Here is a 16531-nt window from a genome sequence, read left to right as displayed (position 1 = left end):
GGCCGCCGTTTTATTGGGTCGATATAGTCTGAATATGCTATAGCACGGGTGTTCGATTCGGCGTAGTGTTGATCTTGTGTCCAGCGACGATGCCTCCCCGAAGACGACCACCGAGTGGTGGCGCGTCGACACGGCGACGCTGCACGCCCGCAAACAAGAACTCGAAGTGCTGAAACGCCAGTTGGATGCCGAGCAGAACGCTATCCTCGCGGAAATCAATTCCCGCGGGATCCGTGGCTGCTCGGGTCATTCAACGCTGGCGGGGCTGATTCTCGAGGACTTCCTGGTGTCGGACAAGGAAGCCGCTGCCCGCGCCGACCGCGTCCTCGCTCTGCACCCCGGCCCCTCGATCGGCGGAGACCCCGAACCCCCGTTGGCTCCGTTGACCGCCGAGGCTGCCGCGGAGGGCGCGATCGGCGGCGGTCAGATCGACGCGATCATCAAGACGCTCGCCCGCATCCCCTCCACCGTCCCCGACAAAGATGTGCGGGCCGGGGAGAAGATCCTCGTCGAACTGGCCCGGCACGCCGGGCCACGGCAGATCGCCCGCGCCGGACGCCGCCTGCTCGACAAACTCGACCCCGACGGCAAACAACCCCGCAACGAGGACCCCAAAGACACCCGCCCCGAACTACGGTTCATCAAACACCGCGACGGCACACTAGGCCTCAAAGCACGCCTGGATCTGGAAACCTACGCTCGCTTGAAGTCCGACTTGGATCCGATGGCGAAACCCCATAAGGCCATCGACGGCATTCGGGATGCTCGGACTCAGGACGAGCGCTACGGGGACGCCTTCACCGACTATGTGCGGCTGAAGACCACCAGCCGGAACCTTCCCGGCCAAGCCGGGGAAGCCACGCACATCCTGGTCACCATGTCCTACGACGACCTGATCCGGGACATCGGCGAAGCCCACCTGGACCTGGTCGGACCGATCAGCGCCACCGACGCGAGGATCCTCGCCTGCGACGCCCGCGTCCGCCCCGGCGTCCTCGGCACCGCAGGCGAACCCCTCGACATCGGCCGCTCCAAACGCACCGTCTCCCTCGCACAGAAATACGCACTCACCCTCCGCGACGGAGGCTGCGCCTTCCCCGGCTGCGACATGCCCGTACCCCGCTGCACCGCCCACCACATCGTCTTCTGGCGACACCACGGCGAAACCAAAATCGACAACCTCGTACTCCTCTGCACCAAACACCACCGACTCATCCACCGCAGCGAATGGAAAGTCCAAATCGCCCAAGACGGACTCCCCGAATTCACCCCACCCACCTACCTCGACCCCACCGGAACACCAAGGAGAAACACCATGCACCTACGGACATAAGCCGACCCGTGAAGCTCCAGGAACCGAGCCCGGCGCGACTGGCCAGACGCACCGAACACCCAGTGCTTCATCGAGCCGTGCCAAAAAGTCACCGGCTCCGGATTTCGGCCCCACGCCTCAAGTTCGTCACCAGTGCCGTCGACTTGCCGGTGACGGCGGCCGCGAGCGGGCGTTCGAGTCCCGGAAGCCGGGCCACGCGAAGGAGCGCGCGGCGCGCCAGGAGCAGGAAGCGGTTGGCGGGAAGGAACCATCGCGCGCCCCGGCGGGCGACCTGCTGCTTCTCGGTCACCACCGGACGGACCAGACGCTCGTACTCCGCGAGGGCGGTCTCGATCGAGGGCGCCCGGGTGAGCTGCTCGGCCAGCACGAACGCGCCCGCGATACCCAGTGATGCGCCTTGACCGGCCACAAGGGAGACGGCATAACAAGAGTCGCCGACGAGCACGACCCGCCCGCGGCTCCAGGAAGGCATCTCGATCTGCGCGACCTGGTCGTAGTACACCTCGCCGGGAGGCGGGCACAGCTCGAGTGCTTTCGGCACCACCCAGCCGAGCGAACCGTAGGTCGCGCGCAGCGCCGCTCGCGCATCGGCCGGCAGGGCCGGGTCCGTCGTGCGGTGCACGGCGAACGCCGCGAGTTTGCCGTCGCGGAGACCGTAGAAGCCCATCTGCATCCCGATGGTGTCGGTCAGGCAGAACCGCTCCCCCATCCGCGCACGAATGTCCTCGTCCTCGAAAACGAAGGCCGCCGTATGAAACCCGAGATGACGCAAGAACCGGCTCTCTTCACCGAAGACCAGCCGCCGCACGGTCGAATGGATCCCGTCGGCGCCGACCAGCAGATCGGCTTCGAGGATCTCACCGTCCGCCAAGGTGACCCGCACGCGGTCGCCGAGGTCCTCGACGCCGGTTACCCCGGCACCGAACCTGACGTCCACTGTGGACGGAAGCCCGCTACGCAGGACACGCTCCAGATCCGGTCGCATGATGCTGCAGAGCCGTCCCCGCACCGACTTGGCGAACTGGACGTAGTCGATCGCCGCCCGGCGGCGGCCGTGCTCGTCCAGCAAGGTCGCTTCGTCCACCCGATACGCCGATTCTTCGACCTGGGGCAGCAGCCCCATCTCCTCGACGGCGTCGAAGCCGGGGCCGAAGAAGTCGATCATGTAGCCCTGTTCCCGCGGCCCGGCGGCTCGTTCCAGCACCACGACCTCGACGTCCAGCGTCGCGAGCCGGTGCGCCAGTGCCAGACCGGTGATCCCGGCACCGCAGATCGCCACCTTCATGGGGTCCCTCCCTTTCGTTCAGCCGACCAGCCTGCGCAGGACGGCCGGAGAGACGATCCGGCCGGACTCCGGTCCGAGCGCCCGATGCAACAGAAGCCCGTCCACCGCGGCGAGGAGCGCCGCCGCCGTGTCCTCGGCGTCGGCCACTCCCCGCTGCGCCAGCCACCCGCCGAACCTGGTCCGCAGGCCGGCGAGCAGCTCACGGATGCCTTGGCGCAAGGTGTCGTCGCGGGTCGCGGCGAGGTAGGCCTCGGCGAACAGCAACGACATCGGGTCGGTGCCGGAGTATTCGCCGACCGACGCCAGCAGCGCGTCCACCGCGTCCGCGGGTGTCTCGACGGCCTCCAACGCCGGCTCGAAAGCGACCGCGACTTCACGCATCGCGCCGAGCACGGCCTCGATCATCAAGGCCTGCAGCGACGGGAAGTGGTAGTGCACGACGCTCGGCGTCACACCCGCACGCTCGGCCAGGATCCGGGTGCTGACCGCGGACCACCCGAGTTCGGGCACGAGCGCGACAGCCGCTTCGAGCAACCGCTGCCGAACGAGCCTGCCACGCGCCGCGGCCGGGGATCCTGCCACCGTCATCTCCTAGGGCGTTCGTCCTGTACGACTGCCCTGATCGTATGCCCGGATCTGGCCGAGGCGCAAACTCACGCCGTCTTCAGCCGTGCCACCACGCGTTCCGCGGTCGCGACGCTGGACTGCGGGTTCTGGCCGGTGACAAGGTTTCCGTCGACGACGACGTCGCTCGACCAGGCGGCCGCCGGAGTGACGTTCGCGCCCTCTTCCCGAAGTCGAGCCTCCACGAAGAAGGGGGTCTTCTCGCCCAACCCGCCCTGCCGTTCCTCCTCGTCGCTGAACGACGTCATCGAGCGGCCGGCGAAGGTGAACGAGCCGTCCTCGCGGCGCGCGCTGAGCAAGGCGGCGAGTCCGTGGCAGAGGGCGGCGATGGTCTTGCCCCGCGCGTCGGCGTCGTTCAGCAGGGCGCCGAGGTCGGCGTCGTCCACCAGGTCGGTCATCGGGCCGTGTCCGCCGGGCAGGTAGTAGGCGTCGTAGGCGTCGGCCGAGACGTCTGCGAGCTTGAGCGGCGCCGAAAGGTCGAGCTCTTTGAGGTACTCGGCGAACTTCGCGCCCGCGGCCGGGTCGACGCCGCCGCGTTCGTCCAGGCTGATCGGGTCGACGGTCGGCCGGAGCCCGGACGGCGTCGCGATCTCCACCCGGTGGCCCGCCGCGGCGAGCACCCGGTGCGATTCGGCGACCTCTTCGGCCCAGAACCCGGTCGGGTGGTCGACGCCGTCCGTGAGCCGCACGTGGTCCGCGGCCGAGAGGATCATGAGGATGCGCGCCATGACTGTTCCTTTCGTTGTCCGGGGGCGTTGTGCCCCACTGCCCCCTTCAACCGGGTCTTTGCCGCGAGCACTCCGCGCCGACGGCTACGATCCATAAGATTTCTTATGGAAGGTGGCTTGTATGACCAACCTGGACCGGCTAGCGACCTTCCTGTCGATCTACCGCCTCGGCTCGCTCTCCGCGGCCGCCGCGGAGCTCGGCCTGACCCAGCCCGCCGTAACCGGGCAGCTACTCAAGCTCGAAGAGGAACTCGGCGAGCAGCTCTTCGTCCGGTCACGGCTGGGGGCGGCGCCGACCGCTCGCGCGGCCGAGCTCGCCGCCAGGATCGGCACCCGGATCGACGAACTGCGGAGTGCTTTGACGCCGGGCGACGACGAGGTCCAGTACCGCGAACAGGTGGCACTGGGCGGCGCGAGCGACGGCATGGCGACGCGGTTCCTGCCCGCGCTCGCCCCGCTGACCGAACGCGGGCTACGGCTCACCGTCACCCTCGGCCTCGCCGACGAACTCCTGGCCGCCCTCGAAGCCGCGCGCCTGGACCTCGTCATCTCGTCGGTCCGGCCGCGGCAGCGCGGCATCGCCGCGATTCCGTTGATCGACGAGGAATTCATACTCGTCGCCGCCCCGGCGCTCGCCCGGAGCGTCGATCCCGCGCTGCTCGCCGCCGACCCGGTGCCGGCGCTGGCCCACTTACCGCTGATCGCGTACGCCGGTGATCTGCCGATCATCCGCCGCTACTGGCGCAGTGAATTCGGGCGACGTCCACCGAACCGCGTCGCGATGGTCGTGCCCGATCTCCGCGCGATCCTCGCCGTGGTCGTCGCGGGAGCCGGGGCGAGCGTGCTTCCGCGCTACATCGCCGCGGCCGCGCTCGAAGCGGGCTCGGTCTCGACAGTGCACACCCCGGAAGTGCCGCCGCTGAACACCATCTACCTCGCGCACCGGCCGGGAACGGTGCGTCCGGTCGTGACCCTCATTCGCGACCGGCTACTGGAACGCGCCCGCGCCTGGGGCTCACTCTGAAACCCCAGGCGGGGCAAAAATGACCTCTTTCTCCTTCGGAACCGTCGCGAAGCTTGCTCTTCCGTACCCGTTTCCTGGAGGACACATGGTCTCGAAGCCCCGCCTCGCACTGGGAATGCTCGTCTTGGCCGCCCTGGCGGCGGGGCTGCTCGCGTTGCTCATCTCGCTCGACGTCGGCGCTTTCTGGGCCAAGACGCTGCCGCTCGTCTTCCTGGCGGGCGGCGCGGCGTTCGCGCAATCCCTCGGCCTGTTCAACAAGGCGCCGAAGGACTGAGGACGAGCGTCAAACGCGCTGCGGCGCGAAGGTCCGCCGGTAGTCCTGCGGGGAAACGCCGACGACCTTGTGGAAATGGTGACGCAGCAAGGCTCCCGAGCCGAAGCCGCAACGGCGCGCGACCTCGTCGATGCTCATCGTCGTCTCTTCGAGCAGTGACCTCGCGTGCAGAACCCGTTGTGTCGAAAGCCATCGGTGCGGTGTGGTGCCCGTCTCCGCGACGAACTTGCGGGCGAAGGTGCGCTCGGACATCCGGGCCCGGCGGGCCAGCTCGGCGACGGGATGTTCGTGGTCGATGGTGTCGAGCATCCAGGCGAGCACCGGTTGAAGGCTGTCGCCGGTGCACTCCGGGATCGGCACCTCGACGAACTGGCGTTGCCCGCCTTCCCGTTGCGGGGGCACCACCATGCGCCGGGCGATCGCGGTGGCCGCGGCGGAGCCGAGTTCGCGGCGGACCAGATGCAGGCACGCGTCGATACCGGCGGCCGTTCCGGCGCTGGTGATGATGTCGCCGTCGTCGACGAAGAGGACGTCGGGATCCAGCCGCGCCTCGGGAAAGCGCTCCCGGAACCGCGTGCTGTGCCGCCAGTGGTTCGTGCATCGCCGCCCGTCGAGCAGCCCCGCGGCGCCCAGCACGAACGCGCCGGTGCAGACCGAAAGCAGCGTGGCACCCCGCGCCGAAACCGCACGGAGCGCCTCGAGCACCGCGGGTGGGTACTCGTCGCGCACATCGCAGGCTGGGACGACGACGAGGTCCGCGTCTTCGGTCGCCTCGAGACCGTGTTCCGGGGTGACCTTCACGCCGTGCCCGAGGCTGAGCGGCTCTCCGGCGCGCTCGCCGCACACGCGGAAGTCGAGCAGTGGCACTCCGTCATCGGTGCGGTCGTAGCCGAACACCTCGCACACGACGCCGAACTCGAAGGGGGCGAAGTCGTCCAGCAGCACCACGGCGACGCTTTTCAGCATGCCCGGAGCATAGCTGGCAGGATTTTGTCGCACAACGACAGAACTGCCACTTTTGGCAGGATGTCGAGCGGCGCAAACTTACTGCCATGACCGCAATCATCGTCACCCTCGCCCTGATCGCCCTCGTCACCTACCTGCTGGAGCGCAACCACGCGCGGCAGGGCCGCCCGGACGCCGCCGGCGGCGATCCGCTCGGCCGGCCCTTCTGGCGAGGAGGCGCCGCGGCCTGAAATCGCCTTACGCGGGCACCGCGCCGGTGTCACGAGCGACACGTTCCCCGCCGAGCCCCTCGACCGAGCTCGCATCCTCCGAGGTCAAGCCCACAATCACGGGTTTAAACCTCTTCGCCCGCATTTTCTGCCGGTTACCAGTTTTCTGGTTAGGGTGCAGTGGTGCAAACGGGTTAACTCGGGCGGAAGGAGCGCGCGCCGCAGTCGGCGCGTCACTGAACATGAGTTCGCAGGACGGTAAACAAGCGGAAGAACAGGTCGTCGCGGAGACCGCGGCCGACCTTGCCCACGCACCGGACACGACAGGTCCGGGGCACCCGCCCGATGAACACGTCCCGCTCGACCTCGCGTCCGAACGACCCGCCGAGACCGACCGCACCGTTTTCGGTGTGGCGGCGGTGCTCGCGCTCGCGATCATCGTCTGGGGCGTGCTGGCCCCGGAAAACCTGGCGAGTGTCGCGTCGACCCTGTTGAACGACGCCGTGATCCCTTACGGCGGTTGGGCTTTCGTGCTGACCGCGAGTGGTTTCGTGCTCTTCGCGGTCTGTCTGGCCATAAGCCGCTACGGCCGGATCCCGCTGGGCGGGGACAAGGAACTCCCCGAATTCCGGACGTCGTCGTGGATCGCGATGATGTTCAGCGCCGGCATGGGCATCGGCCTGATGTTCTTCGGTGTGTACGAACCGGTCTCCCACCTCGCGAGCCCGCCCCCGGGCACCGCGGCCCCGAACTCCGACGAAGCCGTCCACACCGCGATGGCGACGACGTTGTTCCACTGGACCGTGCACCCGTGGGCGATCTACGCCGTCGTCGGCCTCGCGATCGCGTACAGCACCTTCCGGAAGGGCCGCAGCCAGCTGATCAGTTCGGTGTTCGCGCCGCTGATCGGCAAGCGGCGCACCGAAGGCCCGCTGGGCAAGGCGATCGACATCATGGCGATCTTCGCGACCCTGTTCGGCTCGGCCGCTTCGCTCGGTCTCGGCGCGCTCCAGGTGGGTGGCGGTATGGGCGCCGTCGGCTGGATCGACGACCCCGGCAAGGGCCTCCTGGTCGCGATCATCGCGATCCTCACCATCGCGTTCATCGCTTCGGCGGTGTCCGGGGTGGCCAAGGGGATCCAGTGGCTGTCCAACATCAACATGGTGCTCGCCGCGGTGCTCGCGGTGTTCGTGCTGGTGGTCGGCCCGACCGTGCTGATCCTCAACATCGTGCCCGGCGCGATCGGCGACTACTTCCGCGAGCTGGCGGAGATGTCCGGCCGTACCGGGATGACCGGTGGCGAGGAGATGCAGACGTGGCTCGGCGGCTGGACGGTCTTCTACTGGGCGTGGTGGATTTCGTGGACGCCCTTCGTCGGCATGTTCATCGCGCGGATCTCGCGCGGCCGCACCATCCGGCAGTTCATCTTCGGTGTCATCGCGATCCCCAGCATCGTGAGCCTGATCTGGTTCGCGATCTTCGGCGGCGCGGCGATCAGCAGGCAGCGGGCGGGCACGGACATCGCGGGCGCGGGCAGTGCCCAGTCGGCGACGTTCGAACTGCTCGAGACGCTGCCGTGGTTCCTCCCGATCGCGATCCTGGTGATGATCCTGGTGTCCATCTTCTTCGTCTCCGGCGCGGACGCGGCTTCGGTGGTGATGGGCACCTTGTCCCAGCGCGGAAGCGTGCATCCGACGAAGAGCGTCGTGATCTTCTGGGGCGTGCTGATGGGCGCCGTCGCGGCGGTGATGCTGCTGGTCGGCGGGAACAAGGCGCTGACCGGGTTGCAGAACCTCACCATCCTGATCGCGGTGCCGTTCGTGTTCGTGATGGTCGGGTTGTGCGTGTCGGTCTGGAAGGACCTGCGCAACGACCCGCTGATGAAGCAGGAAGACGCGATGATGCTGTCGCTGAAGGAACTGCACGAGGAGCGCACCAACGGCCACGGCCGTCGTCGCATCCTCGGCCGGTCGAAACAGCGCACCTGAGCTGATCTCGCGTGAAGGCCCCCTTTCCTCGGCTGAGCCGAGGGAAGGGGGCCTTCACGCAATTCAGGCACGTCCGATGGCGACGAAAGCGCACAGCGCGAGGTAACCCAGGTCCAGCAACGCGATCAGGGGCTCGCGGCGACGCAGCCGGACGACCAGCGCGCCCGCCATGACCAGCGCCAGTCCGAGGGCCGCCAGCGGCACCAGCACCGGGGCGATGTCGAGCAGCGCGGGAACGACCAGGCCGACCGCGCCCAGGATCTCGACCACCCCGATGAACTTCACCGTGCCGGGGCTGAAATCGAGCACCCAGCCCGCCCCCGAGGCCACCCCGGCGATCGTTTCCCTGCGCAGGAACAGCTTTCCGACGCCGGAGACGAGATACATCACGGCCAGCAGACCGGCGACGATCCACAGCGCGGTCTCCATCAGTGCGCCGCGAACTGGCCGGGCGTGTAGTCACCGGCGGGCTGCCGGGTGATGACGTTCAGCCGGTTGAAGGCGTTGATGAGCGCGATCTGGGTCACCAGCGCCACGAGCTGCTCGTCGTCGTAGTGCTTGGCGGCGGCCGCCCACGCCTCGTCGGTGACACCGCTGCCGTCGGCGAGACGGCTGCCCTGCTCGGTGAGTTCCAGCGCGGCGCGTTCGGCCTCGGTGAACACCGTCGCCTCGCGCCAGCACGCGACCAGGTTCAGCCGGGTCGTGGTCTCCCCCGCGTGTGCCGCGTCCTTGGTGTGCATGTCGAGGCAGCCCGAGCAGCCGTTGATCTGGCTGGCCCGGATGTTCACCAGTTCCCTTGTCGCCAAAGGAAGTTCGCTGCCGTCGAGGACTTTCGCGGCCGAGACGAGGTGCTTCACCAGCTTCGGAGCGAGAGCGGTCTTGAGGTAATCGATCCTTGCCTGCATGGGATTTCTCCTTCTCGTCGGTCTTCACTTACTTCGACGAGGAGGACTTCCGAGAGGTAACACCCATGGCGGCGAGGCGACGTGGATCACTGACGGAGTCGATTTCGACGATGCGGCCGTCGACGATGGTGCACGCCATGACGCCCAGCAGCTTCCCGGTCCGGCTCCACGACACGATGCCCGGTTTACCGTTGACCAAGGCGGGCCGGGTGGTGCCGGCGGCACGCGCTCCGCGCTGGACCCGCGTGGCCACCTCCGCCGCGCCGAGCCGCACGACCTCGCCGTGACGGCTCCGCGAGCGCCAGGTGACGTCGGGGTCGAGCATCTCCAGCAACCCCTCGAAGTCCCCTTCGCGGGCGGCCGCGAGAAACGCTTCGACGACGGCGCGTTGCCGCGGCTCGTCGGCCGGACGCTGTCCCCGCACCTTCCGGCGGGCCCGGCTGGCGAGCATCTTGGCCGCGTCCGCCGACTTGCCGAGGATCTCGCCGATCTCGGCGAACGAGACCGCGAACAGGTCGTGCAGCACGAAGGCCAGCCGCTCGGCCGGGCCGAGGGTGTCGAGCACCACGACCAGCGCCACCCCGACCGATTCGGCGAGCAGCGCGTCTTCTTCCGGCGAGTCGTCGAGCACCAGCAGCTCGGGCGGCTCGTCGTAGGAATCCTCGGGACGGGTCTTGCGGGAGCGCAGGACGTCGATGCAGACGCGGCCGACGACGGTGGTCAGCCAGCCGGACAGGTTGTCGATCGTGTCGGCGTCCTGGCGGGCGAGCCGCAGCCAGGCCTCCTGGACCGCGTCCTCGGCGTCCGTGCGGGAGCCGAGCATCCGCTGGGCCACGGCCACCAGACGCCCGCGCTGTTCCTCGAACGCGCTGGCCAGGGCTTCGCCGGTCATGTCGATACCTTTCTCGCGCCGAACCCGTCATGGACATGACGAGCGCGACGCGAGAAAGGTAACCGACTCCGCGACTCGTGTGCTTGAGGACGTGACTCACGTGATTGGGAACGTGACTCACGTGATTGGGAACGTGACTCACGTGATTGGGGACGGAACTCACGTGTCTGGACGCCGCACTCGGGTGTTCCGTGCTCAAGCACGCGAGTTCCGTGTCCAAGCACGCGAGTCACGTGCCTGATCACGCGAGTTCGGTGTCCCGTCACCCAGGCCGACGCGAAGGGGCCTTTCCCCGCTTCGTATGCGAGGAAAGGCCCCTTCACCACATTCGGCACAGCCCTGCGGCGCCGAGCCGAGGACCGGTCAGACGTCGCGGATCGGCGTCTTCACGGTCTTCTTCATGCCGGGGTTCTTCGTCTCCGGCTTCTTCTTGCCGGGCTCCGGCTCCGGCTCGGCGGTCGTGCCGCCGATGCCGGAGTCGATCGCCGCCGTGACGATCAGGTTCCGCTCGTCGGACGAGATGATCCCGCCGTCGAGCAGTTCCTGGGTCACGGCCCGCACGTAGGTCACGAACTGCTCGTTCGACGAGTAGTCCGACTCGTCGTCGATCACGTCGTTGATCGTGCAGCCGTCACCGGTGTCGCGGTTCTCGACCTGGCTGTCCGCCGTCCCGAGGATCACGGTTTCCCGGAGGTCGGAGTCCGGGCAGGCGTCCGGGCCCGGCGGCGCGGCGACGATGGTGAACGAGCCGCCCTGTTCCGCCGACACGTTGCCGGCCTTGTCCGACGCGCGGTAGGTCAGCGTGTGCGTGCCGAGCGCGGTCACCTTCACCGGCGCGGTGTAGACCGTCCAGGCCCCACCGTCCAGCTGGTACTCGATCTTGTCCACCCCGGACCCGGTGTCCGTCGCGGTCAGGTTGATGGTCGCGTCCTCGATGTATGACCAGCTTCCGTCCAGATCACCGCTCACCACCACCGAAACCACCGGTGCGGTGCTGTCGTCGCCCTCGACGATGGTGAACGTCGCCGTGCCCTCGGCCGAGACGTTGCCCGCCTTGTCGGTGGCGCGGTACTTCACCGTGTGCGCGCCGACGACGGTCAGCGCGAGCGGCGCCGAGTACGTCAGCCACGGGCCGCCGTTCAGGCTGTACTCGACCTTGCCGACACCGGAGCCTGCGTCGGTGGCCGTGAGGGTCACGGTCGCCTTGCCGACATAGTTCCCGGCGGTGTCCTTGGTCCCGGTCACCTCGGACGTCACGGTCGGCGCGGTGGTGTCACCGCTGACGATCGTGAAATGCGCCATGCCTTCCGGCGAGACGTTGCCCGCCTTGTCCGAAGCGCGATAGGAGACCATGTGCATCCCGGGCGCGGTGACCGCGACCGGAGCGGTGTACGCGGTCCACGCGCCTTCGTCCACTTTGTACTCGACCTTGTCGACACCGGAGCCGGCGTCGGTGGCCGTGAGCTTCACGGTGGCGGTGTCGAGGTAGTTGCCCGCACCGTCCTTGGTCCCCGTGACCTCGGCCGTCACCGTCGGCGGTGTCGTGTCGCCGGGCTGGCCGGTGACGACGGTGAACGACGACATCCCTTCCGGTGAAACGTTTCCGGCCTTGTCGGTAGCGCGGTAGTGGACCATGTGCGCACCGGCCGCGGTGACCGCCACGGGTGCGGTGTACGCGGTCCACGCGCCGCCGTCGAGCTGGTACTCGACCTTGTCCACACCGGACTGGCTGTCCGACGCGGACAGGTTCACCGTCGCGGAACCGACGTAGTTCCCGGCGGTGTCCTTGGTGCCGGTCACGTTCGCGGTCACGGTCGGCGGCGTGGTGTCCGGGGTCGGCTCGCCGGTGACGACGAACTCGCCCATCATCTTGGTGTGGCCCTGGATCGTGCAGTAGTAGCGGTACTTACCAGGGGTCAGCGTCACCGTGGCCTGGTGCACGCCGTTCTTGTCATCGTAGGGGTTGGCGAGGATGTTGAGGTTGACGTCGTGGTTGTAGCCCGCGGTCGACGTGTCGAACGTCAGCGTGTGCGACATCGTCGAGCCGAGCTCTTCGGTGTTCTTGAAGACGATCGTGGTCTCACCGGCCACCGCGGTCGACGGCGCGCTGAGGTAGTGGTCGGTGCTGTCGCCCGCGGTCCATTCCAGGGTCTGGACGGGTGCGGCGGAGGCGGGAGCGGACGAGCCCGGTAACACCAGGCCCGCCAGTGCGAGCGTCGCGGCCACCAGGGCCACGACGAGGGTTCTTGGGGACATCGCAGGGAAACCTTCCGTACAAGGGACACCGGCCGGGCACACGGAACCCGCGCGCCCGGCCGGCTTTCGCGCTACAGCTGCCGCACCCGGATGTTGCGGAACTCCATCAGGTCGTTGTCACCGTGGTTCTGCAGACCGATGAACCCGCTGACGAACTGCCGGAAGTCGGTGGACGGGTCGCCCGCCCGCGACGAGGAGATCCCCGGCGCGTTCTCGAACTCGTTGATCACCACGCCGTTGCGGATGATCGTGTACTTCTGCCCGACGACCTTGATCTCGTACTCGTTCCAGGTCCCCTTCGGCTTCACGCCCGCCTGGTCCAGCGGCCGCGGGTCGAAGTTGTAGATCGACCCGGTCTTCTGCGGCTCACCGGTGGCCCCGTCGTACAGCTGCACCTCGTGACCGCAGTAGATCGCGACCCAGGCCTGCGACGTCCTCGCCGAGCCGACCGTGCCGCAGCTGCCCGGCGGGCGCTGCTCCAGCGGAGTGCGCGGATCCGGGAACCGGACGAACACACCGCTGTTGGCGCTGCCGGTCGGCGCGATGTCCTTGAACTGCAGCTTCACCGAGAAGTTGCCGAACTGCCGTGCCGAGTACCACAGCATGCCCAGCCCGCCCGACGGTCGCAGTGACCCGTCCGGCTGGATGGCGAACTGCCCGGACGGGGCTTGCGACCAGTTGCGGAACGACTCGGCCGTGCCGTCGTAGATCGCGTCGTAGCCGGTGACGCCCTTGTTGCCGATGGGCGACGCGGCGGCCGCGGCGTTGATCTTGTCCGACTCGGCCGCGTTCAGCACCCCGAGGTCACCGAGCCGGTCCACGGCCTGCGTGACGTGGTTGACGAAACCGGCGTGGGAGGTCCACGTGCTCTCGTCGTCGATCATGTCGTCGACCGTGCAGCCGCCACCGGCGTTGCGGTTGGTCACCCCGGTGTCGGTGTCGCCGATGGTCACCGTGGCACTGGAATCCGCCACGAGACACCCGACGCTCACCGAGTTCCGCGTGGTCACCGTCTCGCCGTTCGCGTAGGTCACGGTCAGCTTGGCGGTGTACAGCCCGGTGCGGGGGTAGGTGTGCCGCGGGTCAGGCTGGGTCGAGATCGTGCCGTCGCCGAACTCCCACTTGTAGGAGACGCCGCCGGACTTCGACCCGGTGAAGGCCGCGGTGAGCGGCTTGTTCTGCACCATCGTCGAAGACGCCGCCGCGGACGGGGTCGCCTCGCCGCCGATGTAGCTGATCTTCAGCAGCTTCTGGTTGTTGGTCAGGGTGAAGAAGCCGCCGCCGTAGTCGAGCGCGTACAGCGCGCCGTCCGGCCCGAACTTGGCGTCCATCCACTGGTTCAGCTTGGTGTCGCCACCACCGGTCGGGATGATCTGCCGCACCGTCTCGGCGAACACCGGCGGATCCTGCTTCGCGACACCGTTCGGGTCGAGGGTGACCGCGATCCGGTTCTGCCCGTTGCTCTGGTCACCGATGAACCACTTGTCGTTCCAGTAGGCGGGCCACGCGACACCGCTGTTGGTGTTGACCAGGTCGCGGTGGTACGTCGGCCCGGTCATGACCGCCTGGCCGCCGCCCTTGAGGTAGGGCTGCGTGTAGGTGGCCTCGGCCGCGTTGTACGTCGGGACGGAGCTGTTGGGGCGGTTGGGGAACACCGGCCCGCCGCCGTCCGGCGCGTACCAGATCATGTTCTTCTTGATCGGCGGCAGGTTCACCAGGCCGGTGTTGCGCGGCGAGGTGTTGACCGGGTTGTCGCAGTCGTACCAGCCGGTGAGCACCGCGGCGTCGGTGCTGCTGCGGTCGCGGTACGGCTGCTTGTTGCCCATGCAGTACGGCCAGCCGTGGTTGCCCGCCTCGGTGATGACCGTGGCGGTCTCGTACTTGGCCGGGCCGAGTTCCGGGCTGGGCGAGGACGCGTCCGGGCCGACCCAAGCGGCGGTCAGCCAGTTGGTCTTCTTGTCGACTTGCAGACGCGAGATGTTCCGCACGCCCATCACGTAGATCTCGGGCCTGGTCTTGTTCCCGGGGTCGTTCGCCTCGGGGAACAGGTTGCCCGCCGGGTTGGTGTAGGTACCGTCGGCCTCGGGGTGGATCCGCAGGATCTTGCCGTTGAGGTCGTTGGTGTTACCGGCGGTGCGGCGCGCGTCCTGGAACGAGACGCCCTTGTAGTCCTGGGTCCAGTTGTTGCCGGAGTACCCGTTGGAACCCTGCGACGAGTTGCTGTCGCCGGAACCGATGTAGAGGTTCCCGTCCTTGTCGAAGTCCATGCCGCCGCCGGCGTGGCAGCAGCTGTGGACCTGGACGTCCCACGACAGCAGGTCCTTGCGGGTCGCCTGGTCCAGCGTCTGGTTCTTCAGGTCGTAGGTGAACCGCGAGACCGTGCGCTTGCCGATCCGCTTGTCGATGTCGACCGACTCGTGCGGCATCCAGTAGGCGTACATGAAGCCGTTCTCGCTGAACTTCGGGTCCAGCACGAGCCCGAGGAGGCCTTCCTCGTTCTTGACCAGTTCGTCGCCGCTGCCGCGGTTGCCCATCACCTTCAGCGTGGTGAGCAGCTTCGGCTTCTTGGTGACCGGGTCCCACTGGTGGATCGTGCCGCAGCCGGCGCCGATCTGGGGGTTGGTCCAGTCGTTCGGCGCGGGGACGACGTTGCCGGCGCAGGCGGCGCGGCCGATGTAGAAGACGCGGCCGTTCGGCGCGATGGTGAGCCCGTGCGGCTCGCCCATCTGGTCGAGCTGGCCGGGCTGGTTGATCCCGGTCAGGCGCTCGACCTTGTAGTTGGCCGCGATCCCCGCCTTGCAGTCACCGCGCACCATGCCGGTGGTCCACTTGAGCGCGCCGAGGATGTGGCTGCGGAACTGGGCTTCACCGTAGCTCGCCTCGGTCCGGCCCATGCCGCTGTAGAAGGAGCGGCCGCCGTCGTAGTCACGGCACCACGAGATCGGGTGGAAGGCGCCGTTCGCGCCGACACCCGGCTTGTAGGTCGATTCCTCGACCTGCGCGACCGTGTGCACGGTGCCGACCGGGTTGACCTCCCAGTTGAGCCACCGGTCGGTGCGCACCCACTTCTGCGGCAGGCCCGCGGTGGCCGGGTTCGCCTTGTCGAGGACGTCGACCGTGGCCTGGGCCGGGTCGGGCTCCGGCGGCGGCGGGGTGGTCGAGTTGTCCTTGTACAGCTTCCAATCGGCCAGCTGGATGAGCGGTTCACCGGCGTTGGCGGTGATGTTCAGCCGGTAGTTCGCGTACGCCGTGGTGTTGGTGAAGGTGAACTTGCGGCTCACGAACCGGTCGGCGAACGTCTCGTTGGTGCGGGTGTCCAGATCGGTCCACGTGGTCCCGTCGTTGGAGCCCTGCAGGGTCCAGCTCTTGGGGTCACGGCCGGGGAAGTCGTTCGCCGAAACGAGGTCGTAGCTGCTCACGGCGACCGGGGCGGCCATCTTGTAGGCGACCCAGCCGGTCGGCTGGAACGCCAGCCACTTGGTGTTCTCGTTGTTGTCGGCGAGCTTTTCCTTGCTCTCGTTGGGCGCGTTCTCCGCGCTCGCGGTCACCGAGGCGACCGCCTCCGGCGTGGGACGCGCCCCCACCGGACGGGCACCGATCAGGCCGGAGAACCACTGCGAACCGTCCTGGGCCCGCGCGGCGTCGGACAGGCCGAGGAACCCGCCGCCCGCCTTCATGTAGTTCTGCAGCGAGGTTTCCTGGTCACGGTTGAGCGTGATGCCCTGTGCGGAAAGGAAAACGACGCCGCGGTACTTCGCGAGGTTCGCCTGCGTGAACACCGCGGGGTCCGAAGAGGACGAAACGGAGATGCCGTTCGCCTGGCCCAGGCTCGCGATCGCGTCCGTGGCACGCAGGACGGGGTCCTTCTGGTCCGCGGCGGCGCCGTGGAAGACCAGGACGTTCACGGGGACGTTCGTCGCGGCTTCGGCGGTCACCGGTGCGATGGCCAGTGGCAGGCCGGAGGTGACGACGGCGCCGACCGCGAGCGCGGCCAGTGACCGTCTGCGGAGCCGGCGTTGCGAAAATACTCGTCTCAAGTTCTCGCTC

14 protein-coding genes are annotated in these 16531 nt (G+C 68.0%); 5 read left to right on the top strand and 9 right to left on the bottom strand.

Annotated features, from left to right (window positions below):
• The first annotated feature begins 76 nt into the window (after nt 1–76).
• On the top strand, nt 77–1333 hold the full coding sequence (locus tag AORI_RS48055) for an HNH endonuclease signature motif containing protein (RefSeq protein WP_016331804.1): 1257 nt from the start codon (nt 77–79) through the stop codon (nt 1331–1333).
• An 88-nt stretch (nt 1334–1421) separates the two neighbouring features.
• Here the strand turns inward: AORI_RS48055 and AORI_RS48050 are convergent, their stop codons facing one another.
• The 3 genes from AORI_RS48050 to AORI_RS48040 form a co-directional block, all read right to left on the bottom strand.
• Nucleotides 1422–2618 (bottom strand): FAD-dependent monooxygenase, encoded by a 1197-nt coding sequence (locus AORI_RS48050; RefSeq protein WP_016331803.1) that lies wholly within the window; start codon nt 2616–2618, stop codon nt 1422–1424.
• A gap of 18 nt (nt 2619–2636) precedes the next feature.
• On the bottom strand, nt 2637–3206 hold the full coding sequence (locus AORI_RS48045) for a TetR/AcrR family transcriptional regulator (RefSeq protein ID WP_016331802.1): 570 nt from the start codon (nt 3204–3206) through the stop codon (nt 2637–2639).
• Nucleotides 3207–3271: 65 nt separating this feature from the next.
• Nucleotides 3272–3970 (bottom strand): type 1 glutamine amidotransferase domain-containing protein, encoded by a 699-nt coding sequence (locus AORI_RS48040; protein WP_016331801.1) that lies wholly within the window; start codon nt 3968–3970, stop codon nt 3272–3274.
• A gap of 121 nt (nt 3971–4091) precedes the next feature.
• On the opposite strand from AORI_RS48040, the gene AORI_RS48035 reads away from it, so the two are divergent.
• Nucleotides 4092–4994 carry a LysR family transcriptional regulator gene (locus AORI_RS48035; protein WP_016331800.1) on the top strand — a complete coding sequence of 301 codons (903 nt, stop codon included), beginning with the start codon at nt 4092–4094 and terminating at the stop codon, nt 4992–4994.
• An 85-nt stretch (nt 4995–5079) separates the two neighbouring features.
• The gene (locus AORI_RS48030) at nt 5080–5268 is read left to right on the top strand and encodes a hypothetical protein (protein WP_016331799.1); all 189 of its coding nucleotides are present in this window, start codon (nt 5080–5082) and stop codon (nt 5266–5268) included.
• A gap of 9 nt (nt 5269–5277) precedes the next feature.
• On the opposite strand, the gene AORI_RS48025 is transcribed toward AORI_RS48030, so the two are convergent.
• A complete protein-coding gene (locus AORI_RS48025; RefSeq protein WP_016331798.1) occupies nt 5278–6234 on the bottom strand; it encodes a GlxA family transcriptional regulator in 957 nt (318 codons plus the stop codon).
• Between the two features lie 86 nt (nt 6235–6320).
• Between AORI_RS48025 and AORI_RS83830 the strand changes: the two genes are divergently transcribed.
• Nucleotides 6321–6464 carry a hypothetical protein gene (locus tag AORI_RS83830; protein WP_167337761.1) on the top strand — a complete coding sequence of 48 codons (144 nt, stop codon included), beginning with the start codon at nt 6321–6323 and terminating at the stop codon, nt 6462–6464.
• 221 nt (nt 6465–6685) lie between these two features.
• Entirely contained in the window at nt 6686–8431 is a 1746-nt protein-coding gene (locus AORI_RS48020; RefSeq protein ID WP_016331797.1) for a BCCT family transporter, read from the top strand.
• Nucleotides 8432–8494: 63 nt separating this feature from the next.
• On the opposite strand, the gene AORI_RS48015 is transcribed toward AORI_RS48020, so the two are convergent.
• From AORI_RS48015 to AORI_RS47995, 5 genes are all read right to left on the bottom strand, one after another.
• A complete protein-coding gene (locus AORI_RS48015) occupies nt 8495–8860 on the bottom strand; it encodes a DoxX family protein (protein WP_016331796.1) in 366 nt (121 codons plus the stop codon).
• Nucleotides 8860–9336, bottom strand: coding sequence for a carboxymuconolactone decarboxylase family protein (locus AORI_RS48010; protein WP_016331795.1), 477 nt, complete (start codon nt 9334–9336; stop codon nt 8860–8862). The genes AORI_RS48015 and AORI_RS48010 overlap by 1 nt, the downstream gene beginning before the upstream one ends.
• Nucleotides 9337–9364: 28 nt before the next feature.
• Nucleotides 9365–10228 carry a sigma-70 family RNA polymerase sigma factor gene (locus AORI_RS48005; RefSeq protein WP_016331794.1) on the bottom strand — a complete coding sequence of 288 codons (864 nt, stop codon included), beginning with the start codon at nt 10226–10228 and terminating at the stop codon, nt 9365–9367.
• A 363-nt stretch (nt 10229–10591) separates the two neighbouring features.
• Complete coding sequence (locus AORI_RS48000; RefSeq protein ID WP_043847936.1) at nt 10592–12484, bottom strand: OmpL47-type beta-barrel domain-containing protein; 1893 nt, start codon at nt 12482–12484, stop codon at nt 10592–10594.
• Between the two features lie 71 nt (nt 12485–12555).
• A complete protein-coding gene (locus tag AORI_RS47995) occupies nt 12556–16521 on the bottom strand; it encodes a ThuA domain-containing protein (RefSeq protein WP_016331792.1) in 3966 nt (1321 codons plus the stop codon).
• Nucleotides 16522–16531: the final 10 nt, after the last annotated feature.

The sequence above is a fragment of the Amycolatopsis keratiniphila genome (assembly GCF_000400635.2).
Taxonomy (GTDB): Bacteria; Actinomycetota; Actinomycetes; order Mycobacteriales; family Pseudonocardiaceae; genus Amycolatopsis; species Amycolatopsis keratiniphila.
Note: the sequence above shows the minus strand (reverse complement) of the source record. Positions and strands in the feature narration are given on the sequence as shown.

What these genes read in the sequence shown, in the direction of transcription:
- AORI_RS48030 (WP_016331799.1), top strand. Translation starts at nt 5,080, where the DNA reads ATGGTCTCGAAGCCCCGCCTCGCACTGGGAATGCTCGTCTTGGCCGCC.
- AORI_RS48040 (WP_016331801.1), bottom strand. Translation starts at nt 3,970, where the DNA reads ATGGCGCGCATCCTCATGATCCTCTCGGCCGCGGACCACGTGCGGCTC.
- AORI_RS48050 (WP_016331803.1), bottom strand. Translation starts at nt 2,618, where the DNA reads ATGAAGGTGGCGATCTGCGGTGCCGGGATCACCGGTCTGGCACTGGCG.
- AORI_RS48020 (WP_016331797.1), top strand. Translation starts at nt 6,686, where the DNA reads ATGAGTTCGCAGGACGGTAAACAAGCGGAAGAACAGGTCGTCGCGGAG.
- AORI_RS48010 (WP_016331795.1), bottom strand. Translation starts at nt 9,336, where the DNA reads ATGCAGGCAAGGATCGATTACCTCAAGACCGCTCTCGCTCCGAAGCTG.
- AORI_RS48000 (WP_043847936.1), bottom strand. Translation starts at nt 12,484, where the DNA reads ATGTCCCCAAGAACCCTCGTCGTGGCCCTGGTGGCCGCGACGCTCGCA.
- AORI_RS48005 (WP_016331794.1), bottom strand. Translation starts at nt 10,228, where the DNA reads ATGACCGGCGAAGCCCTGGCCAGCGCGTTCGAGGAACAGCGCGGGCGT.
- AORI_RS48045 (WP_016331802.1), bottom strand. Translation starts at nt 3,206, where the DNA reads ATGACGGTGGCAGGATCCCCGGCCGCGGCGCGTGGCAGGCTCGTTCGG.
- AORI_RS83830 (WP_167337761.1), top strand. Translation starts at nt 6,321, where the DNA reads ATGACCGCAATCATCGTCACCCTCGCCCTGATCGCCCTCGTCACCTAC.
- AORI_RS48015 (WP_016331796.1), bottom strand. Translation starts at nt 8,860, where the DNA reads ATGGAGACCGCGCTGTGGATCGTCGCCGGTCTGCTGGCCGTGATGTAT.
- AORI_RS48025 (WP_016331798.1), bottom strand. Translation starts at nt 6,234, where the DNA reads ATGCTGAAAAGCGTCGCCGTGGTGCTGCTGGACGACTTCGCCCCCTTC.
- AORI_RS48035 (WP_016331800.1), top strand. Translation starts at nt 4,092, where the DNA reads ATGACCAACCTGGACCGGCTAGCGACCTTCCTGTCGATCTACCGCCTC.